Below are 13,784 nucleotides of genomic sequence, written 5' to 3' on the forward strand. Positions count from 1 at the left end.
GCGGGCGAGGTGCCCCCGGGCGTGCGTCCAGGACTTGCCGGTTTGCGCAATTCGGCAGGCGAGGGAGAACATGACCGGCATGCCGCTGAACGAGACGGCCGTGACGACGGCGAGCCTGCCGGAGCTCACCACGGGACGGCTGCTGTCCTCGTGGCACCTCGACGTCCCGGCGCTCCTCCTCGTCCTCCTCCTCGCCACGCTGTACGGCTGGGGCGTGTTCACGCTCAGGCGCCGGGGCGACCACTGGCCGACGGCCCGTACCGCGACCTTCGCGCTGCTCGGCCTCGGCACGCTCGTCGTGGCGACGATGTCCGCGCTCGCGGTCTACGACCGCACGCTGTTCTGGCCCGCCGCGGTGCAGAACGTCCTGCTCGACCTGATCGCGCCGCTCGGCCTGGCGCTGGGCGACCCGCTGCACCTGGCGGTCCGCGCGCTGCCCGAGCGGGGCGCGGGGCGCGTGCGGCGGGCGATGACCGGACGGGTGGTGCGGCTGCTCACCTTCCCTCTGGTCAGCACGGCCCTGGTGCTCGCCACCGAACTGACGGTGTACTTCACCCCGTACTTCGCGACCGCGCTGCGCCTCGGCTGGCTGCACGAGCTGATGTATCTGCACCTGCTGCTCGCCGGGACCCTGTTCGTCGTGCCGGTCCTCACCCACGAGGGGGCGCTGCCCGCCTGGTGCACCCACCCGGTGCGCGCGGCGCTGGTGTTCCTCGACGGGATCGTCGACGCCGTACCGGGGATCGTGGTGATGACCCACGGCACGCTGATCGCCGGGGCGTGGTACCTGCACCACGCCCCGCCGTGGGATCCGGACGTGCGCCACGACCAGCAGCTCGGCGGGGGAGCGATGATCAGCATCGCGGAGCTGGTGGCGCTGCCCTTCCTGCTCGCGATCCTGGTGCAGTGGGCGCGCGCCGAACGCGCCCAGACCGTCGCGCTGGACCGCCGCCTGGAGACGGAGCTGGTCCCCGCCGCCCCCGCCCCCGGGCAGACCGCCGACGAGGACCGCGTACGCCCGTGGTGGGAGACCGAGGACAACGAGGTGGCCCAGCGCATCCGCCGGCAGCGGAACTGACGTCCGGGGCGACGCCCGCACGGCCGCCCGGGGCGCGCCGCCGCCGTCCGGCCATCGGGCGACACGACCGGATTGTTGGCGAACCCTTACCGGTGCCTTCCCGGTCGTGGATCTTCCGCCCCGTACCGTTGCGGTGGTGCGGCACCCGTCAGCGGCCGCCCTTTCGACCAGGTGGGAGTGTGGATGAGGACCGGTCGCCGGGCCGTGCTGGCCGCCATGGCCGGAAGCGTGCTCGCCGGATGCGCGGGCCCGGGGAGCGCGACGGGCGGCGGGACGCCCACGTCCGGCCGGCCCACGTCCCGCCCGCCCACGTCCGGCCCGCCCGCGGCGGCCGCACCGAACGCCACGGCCGCCCCGACGTCCGCCGCGCCCTCGGCGACGGCTCCTGCGGTCACCCGCGCCGAGATCGTGGCCCGTTACGGACACGCCGTCCCGCACACCTGGGGCTTCCGGGCGCCCGGGGTGGTGCACGCGCTGCCGGACGGGGCACGGGAGATCGCGCTGACCTTCGACGCCTGCGGCGGCCCGGGCGGCAGCGGCTACGACAAGGCGCTGATCGACTTCCTGCGCAGGCGGGAGGTACCGGCGACCCTCTTCATCAACTCCCGCTGGATCGACGCCAACCCGGCCCTCTTCCGCAAGCTGGCCGCCGAGCCGCTGTTCGAGATCGCCAACCACGGCACCCGGCACCGTCCGCTGTCGGTCACCGGGCGCTCCGCGTACGGCATCCCGGGCACCCGCGACGCCGGAGAGGTGTACGACGAGATCGCCGGCAACCGGGCCGAGCTGACCCGGCTGCTGGGCGCCCCGCCGCGCTTCTTCCGGTCCGGCACCGCGTACTGCGACGACGTCGCCGCGCGGATCGTCACCGACCTCGGGGAACGCTTCGCGAGCTTCTCCGTCAACGGTGACGGCGGCGCCACCTTCACCCCCGAGCAGGTGCGCACCACCGTCGCGGCGGCGCCCGGCGGCTCCATCGTCATCTGCCACATGAACCACCCCGAGGGCGGCACCGCCCGGGGCATCGCCGCCGCCGTACCGCGGCTCCTGGCGCGCGGTCACACCTTCGTCCGCCTGTCGGACGCGTCGGCCTGACGGGGCGTCGGGTCCCGAAGGCGCCCCCTCACACCACCGAGGCGATCAACTGGTCGATCAGGGCGATCAGGACGTCCCGGCACGACTCGCGCTCGCGGGCGTCGCACAGCAGCACCTGGACGTGCTCGGGCAGGGCCAGGGCGTCCCGGATCTCCTCGGGCGGGTACGGGTGCCGCCCGTAGAAGCCGTTGACGGCGACGACGAAGGGGATGCCGCGGCGTTCGAAGAAGTCGATGGCGGCGAAGCTGGACTCCGGGCGGCGGACGTCGATCAGGACGACGGCGCCGAGTGCGCCGATCGCCAGGTCGTTCCACATGAACCAGAACCGCTGCTGACCGGGCGTGCCGAAGAGATACAGCACGAGGTCCCGGCCGATCGTGATGCGGCCGAAGTCCAGGGCCACGGTGGTGGCGCGCTTCTCCTCGATGCCGACGAGGTCGTCGACGCCCAGACCGGCCATGGTCAGGGGTTCCTCGGTGCGCAGCGGGACGATCTCGCTGACCGACCCGACCATGGTGGTCTTGCCGACGCCGAAGCCCCCGGCGATCAGGATCTTCACCGTGTCCGGGGCCGACGCCGGACCGGTGGCGGTGTCAGAGCCGGCCAAGGCCGTCCCTCACTTTCTGCAGCAGTTGAAGGTCCGGAGTGCGGGAAACGGGGTGCGGCGGGCGGATCGTGATCCGGCCCGCCTCCAGCAGATCGCACAGCATGATCACGACCACACTCACCGGCAGGTCGAGAAGGGCGGCGAGCTCCGCCACGGCGATCGGCTCGGCGCACCGCTTCAGGATCCGCGCGTGCTCGGGCTGGAGCCGGGGCGCCCACGCCGGCGGCGGCTCCACCGCCGTCACCGTGGTGATGAGGGTGAAGTCGGCGCGGCTGGGCCGGGTCCGTCCGCCGGTCAGCGTGAACGGCCTGACCAGCCGGCCCGCCGCGTCGCCTCCGCTCACCTCACTCGCCGCTGTCCGAGGCGCCGACACCCGCGCGCGGGGCGGCACTCAGGTGCTCGCCGATCTTCTTCACCAGCATGTTCATCTGGTACGCCACGACACCCACGTCGGCGCCCGGGCCGGTGAGGACGGCGAGATGGGCGCCGGGCCCGGCCTGGGTGAGGATCAGGTAGCTGTGGGCCATCTCGATGAGCGCCTGACGCACGGGACCGCCGCGGAAGTCCATGCTGACGCCCCTGCTGAGGCTCATCAGGCCGGACGCGGTCGCCGCGAGGCGTTCGGCGTCGTCGCGGACGAAACCGGTGGAGTGGCTGACGACCAGTCCGTCCTCGGAGAGCACCACCGCGTGGGCGACGCCGGCGACCCGGTCCACGAGTCCGGTGAGCAACTGGTCGAGCTGGCTGTGCGTGGCAGGGGTGGAGCGTGTCATGTCGGTGTCCTTCACGAGCGGTCGGCGAGCGGTGTGGACGGTGGGGCGGCACCGGACGTGTCCGGTACGGCGGGCTGGTCCAGTTCGTTCTGCCCCTGCGCGTCGTCGTCACGCGCCCGGAGCGTGCCGCGCTGGAAGCCGGCGAGTGAGGAGGCGGCGCGTTCCGCGGTGAACTCGTCCAGCACGCCGTCCTCCTCGCCGGGCGGGGCGTCCTCCAGCAGTTCGGCGACCAGGCTGGTCTGCGGCACCCGGCGCGGCAGCGGGGGAAGCCCGCCCGCGAGAGCGGCCTCATGGGACCGCGCGGCTCCACGGGGGTGCCCCGTGCCTTCGCTGCGGGTGGGCTCCGGGTGCCGGGCGCCGGCGGCGGGAGCGGCCCCGGTGGTGCGGGCCGGGCGGGCGGACCGGGGCTGCCGGGCGGGCTCCGCGTCAGGTGCCCGTGGGGAGTCGGGGGCCTCGCGCACCACGATGTCGTGCGGGACCAGCACGATCGCCGTGGTCCCGCCGTACGGCGAGGGGCGCAGCGTCACGGCGATGCCGTGCCGGGTGGCGAGGCGCGCGATCACGAACATGCCGAGCCGGAGGTCGTCGGCGAGAGCCACCACGTCGAACTGCGGCGCCACCGCCAACTGGGCGTTGAGCTGGGCGTAGTCCTCCTCGGGCAGGCCGAGTCCACGGTCCTCGATCTCGATGGCGAGGCCCTTGGCGACCAGCGTGGCCCGCACCTGGACGGGGCTCGGGGCGGGCGAGTACACGGTCGCGTTGTCGATGAGTTCGGCCAGCAGGTGGATGACGTCGGCCACCGCGGGCGGGGACACGTACAGGTCCTCGTCGGTGTGCACCTCCACCCGCTGGTACTCGGCGACCTCGCCGACGGCGCTGCGCAGGATGTCGATCAGCGCGACCGGTTCGGTCCAGGTGCGCCGGGGCTGCTCGCCGCTGATGATGACGAGGTTCTCCTCGTAGCGGCGCAACTGGCTGGCGGTGGAGTCCAGTTCGTACAGCCCCTTGAGGACGTCCGGGTCCTGGTGCTGTCTCTCCAGCGCGTCCAGCTTGGTGAGCTGCAGGTTGACCAGGTTCTGGCTCTGCCGGGCGATGCCGAGGATCACCTTCTGGAAGCCGCGCCGGGTCTCGGCGAGTTCGACGGCGGTGTGGACGGCGGTGCGCTGGGCGGTGTTGAACGCCTGGGCGACCTGGCCCAGTTCGTCGCGTCCGTAGTCGAGCGGCGGTGTCGCGGACTCCACGTCGACCTTCTCGCCCCGCTCGAGGCGGGCCACCACGTCGGGCAGCCGCTCCTCGGCCAGCGAGAGCGTGGCGAGCCGGAGCCCGCGCAGCCGCCGGGACAGGGAGCGGGTGATCCGCCAGGACATGCCGACGCACAGCAGGAGGGCGGCGAGCCCTCCCGCGCTCAGCGAGCCGGCCTTGATCAGCAGGCCGTGCGAGGTGGCGGCGCTGCGGTCGAGCAGGTCCGCAGTCTGTTCCCGGATCAGCGCCGAGTACCGGTCGGCGAGCGTGTTCATCGCCGTGCTCCACCGCTGCCGGGCATCCGGCAGCACGACCCCGCGGCCGCCGGGCGCCGGCCGGGCCGCGAGCACCTGGTCCTCGACGTTCTGCAGGGTCCCCCACTCGGCCGACTGCAGGATCCGTTCGGTCTGTGTCTTCATGCTGCCCTGGAGCGAGGGCAGGATCTGGTCCTCGACGAGCCAGCGGCGGGCGTGGACCAGTTGCATGAGCCGGTCCCAGGACGCGTCGTCCATGTGACGCGACGGCCAGGCCAGGGTGAGCTCCGCGTCCTCCTGGGAGGCCAGCTCCGCGGCGTGCTCCAGCGCGACCAGCGGACCGGCCTGCGAGGTGAGGTCTCCGTCGTCGACCTGGGACAGCTCCTGGAAGGCCTGGATCTGCCGGCCGATGATCGCGGTGTACTGGTCCAGCGCCTGCTGGGCGGTGATGTCGGTGGGACGGTCCACCTGGCCGCGGTAGTACTCCAGGCTGCCCACCGACGCGACGACGGAGTACATCGGGTCCTTGATGCGGGAGGGGGCCCGCTTGATGGCGTCGGCCTGCCCGGTGAGCTGCGCCACCGCCGCGTCCGTCGCCCTGCGCTGCGCGTCCAGGGCGGCCCGGGAGCCGTGCGGGGAGGCCAGCCATGCCGCGGAAAGCTGCCGCTCCCGCTGCAGGGCGAGCGCCGCTTCGGTGCCCATGGCGCCGGTGGACCTGCTCAGCCCCGTCTGTGCGCGCAGCCGCAGCCCCTCCGAGAACATCTGGGTCGTCGTCACGGCCCAGACGGCGGCGAGCGTGACGCTGGGGACCAGGGCCAGCAGGATCAGGGAGAGGCGTATGGAGCCGAGACGGCGCCGGGTGGGTGTCGGTGTCCGTCGAGACATCGTCGTCCTAGAGCGGTACGGGGGATTGCGGGAGGGGGACGGACGCGGGGGGTGAGTGCGTGTCCGGTGCGGCACAGGGGGTGCGCAGGATGTTATCCGTACGTGTGAGCTCGCGCACCGACGGCGACGGAATCGTTTTGGCGGGTCCCGGGTCGAGGTGTGCGCTCAACGGGTGCCGCCGGCCGCGAACTTCGCCACCGAGGCGATGTTCGCCTTCGTCACGAACGCGGGACCGGTGAGCACCGGGGCGGTGCCGCCGCCGCTGACGTTGCCGTTGGTCTTGTACAGCCACAGCGCGTCCACGGCGAGATAGCCCTGCAGATACGGTTGCTGGTCCACGGCGAACTGCACGTCCCCGTTCTGCACGGCCTTGACCAGGTCGGTGTTGAGGTCGAAGGTGGCGACCCGCGCCTTGCTGCCCGCCTGCTGCACGGACTTGACCGCGGCGAGCGCGAACTGTGCGCCCAGCGTGACCACTTCGTCGATGGTCGGGTCCTGCCGCAACTGGGCGGCGATGGCGCCGGTCACCGCGTCCGTGTCGGTGCCGTCCACGTAGAGCAGGTCGGTCTGGCCGCCGAAGGCCTTCTTCACTCCCGCGCAGCGCGCCTCCAGGGCGACGTTGCCGCGCTCGTGGATGACGCAGAGGGCGTGCTTGGCGCGCAGGTCGTCCAGCTTGTCGCCGACGGCGCGGCCCGCGACGCTCTCGTCCTGGCCGAAGTACTCCAGGACGTCCTCCGAACGCCAGGCGTCGATGCCGGAGTTGAGCCCGACGACCGGTATGCCCGCCGCCCTGGCGTCGGCGATCGCCCCCTTCATCGCGTCCGGCTTGGCCAGCGTCAGCGCGATGCCGTCGACCCGGTCCTTGACGGCGTCACGCACCAACTCGGCCTGCCCGGCGGGGTCCGGGTCACTCGCGTACGTCAACTCGGCGCCGTCCTTGGCCGCGGCCGCCTCGGCACCCTTGCGCACCAGTTGCCAGAAGGCGTCGCCCTTGTCTCCGTGGGTGACCAGGGCGACCTTGAGCCGGCCGGGGCCGGACGCCTTGGCGTCGGAGCCGGAACCGCCGGAACCGGAGCAGCCGGCCAGCAGCAGGCAGGCGGCGACAGCGGCGGTCAGGACGGTGCCGAGCGGGGTTCTGCGGGACCTGCGCGGAGAGGGAGGGGTCTTCATGGGGGTGCGGCACCTCGCTGTGCGGCCGAGCCGGAGGCCGGCGGTCGTACGGGAACAGCGCAGCGAGCCGGGGGCGTACCGGCTCGGCGGCTCGCGCTGAGCCGGAGCCAATCGCGGGTGACCGCCCGTGGTCAAGTGAGCGACCCCCGGTAATCGGCTGTTGCTGCCGCATTGTGATGATCTCCGCGACGCCGGGGCCCCGACACCCGCGCCCGGCGGCCCTCGGCCGACGGCGGCTTCCGCGGCGGGGCCTTCCCGGCGAGGACGACTGCCTGTAGCTTTTGCCCTAATAAGGGCGATAAGCACCATTGCGTTGTGCCATGTCGTCGCCCCGATCACGGTCGTGCCAGGAGGCCGGGGTGTACCGTCCGCGTGAGTGGCCGCAAGGGCGTCCGTCATGACACGGCACCCACGCCAGTCGAGCCCCCGTGACCTGCGGTTGCTGCTGCGCGACGAGCTGGGCCGGATCGACGAGCAGTTGCGCGGCCTGCTCGCGGCCATGGACCGGTTGCAGGGCCTGCTGGACGCCGTGGTGGCCATCAGCCGGGAGGTGGAGCTGCCCGGGGTGCTGAACCGCATCGTCACCACGGCCATGGACCTGGTGGGCGCCCGCTACGGGGCGCTCGGAGTGCTCGACGAGTCCGGGCAGTCCCTGACGGAGTTCATCCCCGTCGGCCTGTCCGAGCAGGAGTACGCGGCCCTGGCCGAGGTCGGCCTCCCCGAGGGCCGGGGCGTCCTCGGGGAGCTGATCAGCCACCCCGCACCCCTGCGCGTCGACGACATCCGCTCGCATCCGTCCTCCGTCGGCTTTCCGCCGGGCCACCCCCACCTGCACTCCCTGCTCGGCGTGGCCATCAGCGTGCGCGGCGCGATCTACGGCGACCTGTACCTGTCCGAGCGGCGCGACGGACGGCCCTTCGACGTCCACGACGAGAACATCGTCGTCGCCCTGGCCGGCGCCGCCGGCATCGCGATCGAGAACGTCCGCCTGTTCGAGCAGGTGCGCACCGCGTCCGAGCAGTTCCAGCGGCTTCTGCTGCCGGCCCTGCCCGATCTGCGGCCGTTCACCGCCGCCGCCATCTACCGGCCCGCCGCCGAACCCAGCCGGCTCGGCGGCGACTGGTACGACGCCATCCTGCTGCCCGACGGCGCGGTGGCGGCCGTCATCGGCGACGTGGTGGGCCACGATCTGGAGGCCGCGGCCGCCATGGCCTCCACCCGCAACATGCTGCGCGCCCTGCTCTTCGACCGGTGCACTCCGCCGAGTGCGATCCTCGCCCAGCTCGACCGCACCCTCCAGGGCATCACCCAGACCCCCGTCACCACCACGAGCCTGACGCGCATCGAACCCGACGGGCAGGGGTGGCGGCTGCACTGGAGCGCCGCGGGCCACGTCCCGCCCCTGGTCATCGCTCCCGGCCGAAGAGCGGAGTACCTGTTCGCCGAACCCGGGCTGCCCCTCGGGGTCGACACCGAGCAGGCCCGCCCCGACCATGTCCACCCCCTGCCCCCGGGCAGCACCGTCGTGCTGTTCACCGACGGCCTGGTCGAACACCCCAGCCACCCGATCGACGCGTGTCTGGACCAACTCGCCGATCTCGCCACCGCCCACGCCGGACTGCCCCTGGAGGACTTCGTCCGGACCCTCGCCGACCGCGGCCCGAGCGACGGCCACGACGACATGGCCATCCTCGCCCTGCGCGCCCCGCCCGCCCCCTGACCCCGCAGGGCCTGCGCCCCGCTTGGTGGATTCCGAGCGGCCGACGGACCATGGAGTACGGGGTCCGAGCCGATGGGGAGACTCCCGATGTCCGTCGCGCGGCAGGAAAGGCTCCGGCGCGGTGGCGTGACCGCCCTGGAGATCTGCGTCATCGCCGCGCTGTACTACGCCTCGGGCAGGCTGGGGCTGCTCCAGCAACTGGTGCGCGGCCAGGTCACCCCGCTGTGGCCGCCGACCGGGATCGCGCTCGCCGGGCTGCTGTTCTTCGGGCCCCGGGTGTGGCCGGGGATCACACTCGGCGCGTTCCTGATCAACATCTCTCTCGGACCCTCGGTCCCCGCCGTCCTCGCGATCGCGGCCGGGAACACGCTCGCGCCCCTGTGCTCCTACGCACTGCTGCGCCGCGCCGGGTTCCGCACCGAGATGGACCGGCTGCGGGACGCGCTGGCGCTGGTGTTTCTCGGGGCCTTCACCGGCATGCTGGTCAGCGCCACGGTGGGCTGCTGCACCCTGCTCCTGGCCGGTGCGCTGTCCACCGGCGCGTTCTGGCCGACGTGGTCGGTGTGGTGGACCGGCGACGCGATGGGGGTGCTGCTGGTCACGCCGGTCCTGCTGGTCCTGCGCTCCGCACACCGGCCGAGGGACGTGCCGCTGTCCCGGTGGGCGGAGGGCTGGCTGCTCCTGGCGACCACCATCGGCGTCGGGTTCCTCGAGGCCAGTCGCGTACCGCTGCTCTTCCTCGGGCTGCCGGTGCTGATCTGGGCGGCCTTCCGCTTCCAGCGGGCCGCGGCCGCTCCCTGCGCACTGGCGGTGTCGACGTTCGCCATCCTCGCCGCGGCCCGGCGAACGGGCCCGTTCGCCGGGCACGACCTGCTCATCGCCATGATCACGCTGCAGGCGTTCAACGGCTCGGTCGCGCTGACGGCGCTGCTGCTCAGCGCGACGATCAGCGAGCACCGGCAGAACCGGAAGGAAATCGAGCAGGCATGCCGCCAGCTCGCCGGCATGGTCGCGAGAATCACCCACGAGGAGACGCCGAACACGACGCGGCCCGAGAGCGAGCACGACCACGACGAGGACACCGGCCACCCCCACGACCACGACATCCCTTCCGCGGCCGACCCCGAAGGGGGGCACCGCCGCGCCCACCGCCCCCGCTCCCCTTGACCGCGAGCCGGTCGCGTGCCACCCGAAAGCCGAAACCGGACCGGTCGACCGTGGCCACCCGGAACGCCGACGACGCGCCTCGCCTCCCCACCTCGGACGAGCTGGAGCTGCGGCCGACCACGCTCGCCGAGCAGGCATCGGTGGCCGCGCCGCATGAAGACTCAGCGCCGGCACAGCCCGCTCCCGCACGACCCACTGCCTTCCGCGCGGTCGACCGTGCACACCCCTGGCGTGCACGGAAAAACCGGGTGGGATCACCGCGCTGAGGGCTCTATGGTCTGGGAACCGGGATCGCGCGGTCCCGGCAGGCTGCGGCGCCGTGGCAGAGCGGCCCATTGCAGTCGTCGTGCGGAAGGCCCTCCGCACGACGACTGATGAGGCCCGGGCGGGCCTGTCCGTCCTCGTCCACGGGTTCGAATCCCGTCGGCGCCCGCAGCCGCGCCTGAACTAGGCGATGGTGTTGAACTTGGTGCCCTCGCCCGCGTAGAGGTTGGTCGTCAGCCGGCTGAACACGGCCGTCGTCGAGCCGGTCGAGCGGTAGACGTACGTGCCGTTCGGACCGTAGGCGATCAGGTCGGGGCGGCCGTCGGCGGTGACGTCGCCGGCGCCGACGAGGTGGGAGAAGGCGTTCCAGCCGGAACCGATCCTGACGCGGGGGCTGAAGCCGCCGGTGCCGTTGCCCTGGTAGAGCCAGAGGACGCCCGAGGTGTCACGGGCGACGAGGTCGCCGGCCGTGGTGCCCGCGATGTTGCCGACGGCGGTGATCTGGTTGTAGATCTGCCAGCCGGTGCCGATCTTGACGCGGCTCGCGAAGGGGGCGGACGAGCTGCCGGTGCCCTTGTAGAGCCACAGGACGCCGGAGGCGTCGGTGGCCAGGAGGTCGGATCGGCCGTCTCCGGTGAGGTCGCTGCCACCGGTGATCTTCTTGTAGATCTGCCAGCCGGTGCCGATCTTGAGGCGGCTCGCGAAAGTGCCGTCGCCCTTGCCCAGGTACATCCAGAGGACGCCCGAGGTGTCGCGGGCGACGAGGTCACCCGTCGAGGTGCCGGCGAGGTTCCCCACGGCCTGGATCTGGTTGTAGATCTGCCAACCGGTACCGACCCTCGTCCGCTTGGCCGTGGTCACCTGGCTGCCCGACGGCCAGTCGAAGAGGTCGTCCCGCCACAGCACACCCGAGGCGTCCCGCGCGAGGACGTCCGTCGAACCGTTGTCGTCGAAGTCGTGCGGGTTGGCCTGGCGCGAGACCTGGAAGCTCCCCTGGGCGGTCGCCGGGGCGCCGACGCCGTCGGTCGGGGTGGCGGTGATCTGCCAGGTGTAGGCGCCGTTCGGGGCGCTGATGCCCTCCAGGACGCCGTCCCAGGCGAAGGCGAAGCGGCTGTCGGAGACCGGCTGGGACAGGCGCTTGGTGAGCTTCTTGCCGGTGGCCGTGTGCGTGAGCGTGAGGTCCACGGTGGCGTTCGCGCGGGACAGGGTCCACTCCATGGGGACCGTGGTGCCCGGCTTCTCCAGGCTCACCGCGGTGGGGACCTTCGACTCGGTCACCCTGACGGGCATGACCCGGCCCGTGTCCGCCACGAGCGTGGCGCTCGGGAGGCCGTCGTTCCCCTCCCAGATCCGGAACAGCCCGTCGGCGTCGGCCGTTGTGCCGCGCACGAGCAGGCCGCCGTCCGGCGCGTGGGCCACGCTGGAGAAGTCCTCCAGGAGTTTGTACGGCGCGGCGGTGGAGTCGGTGACGCTCCGGGCGTACAGCGGGCTCTGCGTCTCGTCGCCGGCCTTGCCCGGGAGCCCGTAGAGCAGCGTGTCCCTGGTGATGCCGACGATGACGGCGCCGCTCATGGAGCTGTCCATGGCGAACCTCTGGTGGACGTACGTCCCGTCCACGACGAGTTCGGTGACCCCGGACCGGTAGTCGACCCACGCCTCGTAGTCGGCGGTGTAGGCGCCCGTCGAGGCCTGGGTCCACTGGGGGATGTTCCGCCTGCTGCCCGACTCGATCGTCGCGTCGCTGTCGACGGTCGTGCGCGTCTCCCAGTACTCGGTGGAGAAGGTCGTCGAGTTCGGGAAGACCCGGTTGCTGCTCAGGACGAGCATGACGCTGCTGGTGGAGGCGACGACCTTGAAGTCCATGCTGTAGGAGTTGGACGAGCGCTTCGTCTTCTTGGTGACCCCGTCGACCTGGGTGAGCTGCCACAGCTCGTTGTAGCCCCCGCTGCCTGTCGGGACCTTCACGAAAAGGTTGTCGCCGACGACGCCGACGAGCTTCGCGCCGGGCTTGAACTCGGACGCGAGGTCGTAGGACGCGGACCAGGTGGCGCCTTCCCTCATGTCCCGCAGGAAGACCATGCTGCCGCCGTCGCTGGTCACGACGAAGTCGGAGTTGCTGTCGTAGCCCGTGGTGCCCGTGCTGATCGGCAGCACCGAGCCGTCGGCGTACTTGTGCCACTCCAGGACCTTGTTGCCGGAGTCGTCCGTCCGGGACGTGAGGTATCCGGTGTCGCCGGTGCTGACGATTTCGGCACCGAGGGGCAGATTCGCCTCGCCGGTGGCGGCGGCGGTGGCCCCGGTCACGGCGGCGGGAGCGGCCACGGCCCCGGGCGAGGCCAGGACACCGGCACCGACCGTCACGGCGAGAACGGTGGCGACGGAGGCGCCGAGACGGCGTCGGGTGGTACGTGGGGAAGCCAAGGAAGTCCTTCCTGATGAGCCGAGCGGCACGCACATCCGTGCGTGCCGCTCGATCAGACCTGGGAAGGGGGACGGTGGTTGTAAGAAACTCTTAACTTTTTCTGGGACAACGGGCGGACCGGGCGCCCAGGGCAAGCCTCCTCTGCGGGAGGAACCGATCACCTAGGCTGGTGCGGTGACTGGTGAGCAGCAGCGGGTGCAGCCGTCGGGAGTGTGGGCCACGGCGGTGGGGGTGGCCAGGGTGCGGGCGCTGGAGACCGAGCGGGAGAACCCGCTGTTCCGCGACCCACTGGCACAGGCCTTCGCCGCCGCCGGCGGCCTGTGGCCCTCCTCGCCGCCGCTGCCCGATGACGAGGCCGCGCGACGCCGTCGGCTGGCCGTGTCGTTCTCCATCGTCATCAGGACGAAGTTCCTCGACGACCTGTTGCAGCAGGCCTCCGCGTCCGGGGTCCGGCAGGTCGTGCTGCTCGGCGCCGGCATGGACAGCCGGGCCTTCCGGATGGACTGGCCCGAGGGCACCCGGCTGTTCGAGGTCGACACCGCCGCGCCACTGGACTTCAAGGCATCGGTGCTGCGCCAGGAGCGGGCCGTCGCACGCTGCGAGCGGATCACCGTCGCGGTGGACCTGCGTGAGGACTGGCCGGCCGCGCTGGCCGCCGCAGGGCACGACCCGGCCGTGCCGACCGTGTGGATCGCCGAGGGACTGCTGATCTATCTGCCCGAGGACGCGGTGGAGTTGCTGCTGGCCCGGATCGGCGCGCAGTCGGCGCCCGGCAGTCGGATGGGGCTGACGTTGGGCTCGCGCGGCGTGATCGAGCGGTTCGGCGCGGACGCCGTGCCGGGATCGGCGGCGTCCCTGTGGGTTTCGGAGATGCCCGACGACCCGGTGGGCTGGCTGGCCGGGCACGGCTGGGAGGCCGAGTGCCACACCCTGCGCGAGCGCGCTGCCGCCTACGGCCGCCCGATCAGCACCCCGCCGCAGCGCGAGGAGCGCCCCGGCGGACTGATCTCGGCGGTCCGCCGGTAGAGCGCCTCCCGGTTCCCTGGGTGATCCATTGGGCAGCACGGTCCCCTGCCAGGCGTCTGGCAGGGGACCGCGGTGTGGGGA

The 13,784-nt window shown here is 72.3% G+C and carries 11 protein-coding genes and 1 tRNA gene; 6 read left to right on the forward strand and 6 right to left on the reverse strand.

Annotation, left to right across the window (positions count from 1 at the left end):
- Positions 1-70 precede the first annotated feature (70 nt).
- Complete coding sequence (locus ACZ4SW_RS17505) at positions 71-1,078, forward strand: cytochrome c oxidase assembly protein (protein ID WP_468243628.1); 1,008 nt, start codon at positions 71-73, stop codon at positions 1,076-1,078.
- 183 nt (positions 1,079-1,261) lie between these two features.
- Positions 1,262-2,173, forward strand: coding sequence for a polysaccharide deacetylase family protein (locus ACZ4SW_RS17510; protein ID WP_468243630.1), 912 nt, complete (start codon positions 1,262-1,264; stop codon positions 2,171-2,173).
- Positions 2,174-2,201: 28 nt separating this feature from the next.
- Here the strand turns inward: ACZ4SW_RS17510 and ACZ4SW_RS17515 are convergent, their stop codons facing one another.
- The 5 genes from ACZ4SW_RS17515 to ACZ4SW_RS17535 form a co-directional block, all read right to left on the reverse strand.
- The gene (locus tag ACZ4SW_RS17515; RefSeq protein WP_468243632.1) at positions 2,202-2,780 is read right to left on the reverse strand and encodes a GTP-binding protein; all 579 of its coding nucleotides are present in this window, start codon (positions 2,778-2,780) and stop codon (positions 2,202-2,204) included.
- On the reverse strand, positions 2,767-3,123 hold the full coding sequence (locus ACZ4SW_RS17520; RefSeq protein ID WP_468243635.1) for a DUF742 domain-containing protein: 357 nt from the start codon (positions 3,121-3,123) through the stop codon (positions 2,767-2,769). Before ACZ4SW_RS17520 ends, ACZ4SW_RS17515 begins: the two co-directional genes overlap by 14 nt.
- Before the next feature lies 1 nt (position 3,124).
- Complete coding sequence (locus ACZ4SW_RS17525; RefSeq protein ID WP_468243637.1) at positions 3,125-3,553, reverse strand: roadblock/LC7 domain-containing protein; 429 nt, start codon at positions 3,551-3,553, stop codon at positions 3,125-3,127.
- A gap of 11 nt (positions 3,554-3,564) precedes the next feature.
- Positions 3,565-5,934 carry a sensor histidine kinase gene (locus ACZ4SW_RS17530; protein WP_468243640.1) on the reverse strand — a complete coding sequence of 790 codons (2,370 nt, stop codon included), beginning with the start codon at positions 5,932-5,934 and terminating at the stop codon, positions 3,565-3,567.
- 165 nt (positions 5,935-6,099) lie between these two features.
- Positions 6,100-7,104, reverse strand: a complete 1,005-nt coding sequence (locus ACZ4SW_RS17535) for a substrate-binding domain-containing protein (RefSeq protein ID WP_468243642.1) — start codon at positions 7,102-7,104, stop codon at positions 6,100-6,102.
- A 397-nt stretch (positions 7,105-7,501) separates the two neighbouring features.
- On the opposite strand from ACZ4SW_RS17535, the gene ACZ4SW_RS17540 reads away from it, so the two are divergent.
- From ACZ4SW_RS17540 to ACZ4SW_RS17550, 3 genes are all read left to right on the forward strand, one after another.
- A complete protein-coding gene (locus ACZ4SW_RS17540; RefSeq protein WP_468243645.1) occupies positions 7,502-8,824 on the forward strand; it encodes a PP2C family protein-serine/threonine phosphatase in 1,323 nt (440 codons plus the stop codon).
- Positions 8,825-8,911: 87 nt separating this feature from the next.
- Complete coding sequence (locus ACZ4SW_RS17545; protein WP_468243647.1) at positions 8,912-9,991, forward strand: MASE1 domain-containing protein; 1,080 nt, start codon at positions 8,912-8,914, stop codon at positions 9,989-9,991.
- A 313-nt stretch (positions 9,992-10,304) separates the two neighbouring features.
- Positions 10,305-10,422, forward strand: a tRNA-OTHER gene (locus ACZ4SW_RS17550).
- A 16-nt stretch (positions 10,423-10,438) separates the two neighbouring features.
- Here ACZ4SW_RS17550 and ACZ4SW_RS17555 read toward each other — a convergent pair.
- Positions 10,439-12,676, reverse strand: coding sequence for an FG-GAP repeat domain-containing protein (locus ACZ4SW_RS17555; RefSeq protein ID WP_468243650.1), 2,238 nt, complete (start codon positions 12,674-12,676; stop codon positions 10,439-10,441).
- A 211-nt stretch (positions 12,677-12,887) separates the two neighbouring features.
- On the opposite strand from ACZ4SW_RS17555, the gene ACZ4SW_RS17560 reads away from it, so the two are divergent.
- A complete protein-coding gene (locus tag ACZ4SW_RS17560; protein ID WP_468243803.1) occupies positions 12,888-13,703 on the forward strand; it encodes a class I SAM-dependent methyltransferase in 816 nt (271 codons plus the stop codon).
- The last annotated feature ends 81 nt before the right edge of the window (positions 13,704-13,784 follow it).

This window comes from Streptomyces sp. NPDC028331, assembly GCF_055565775.1.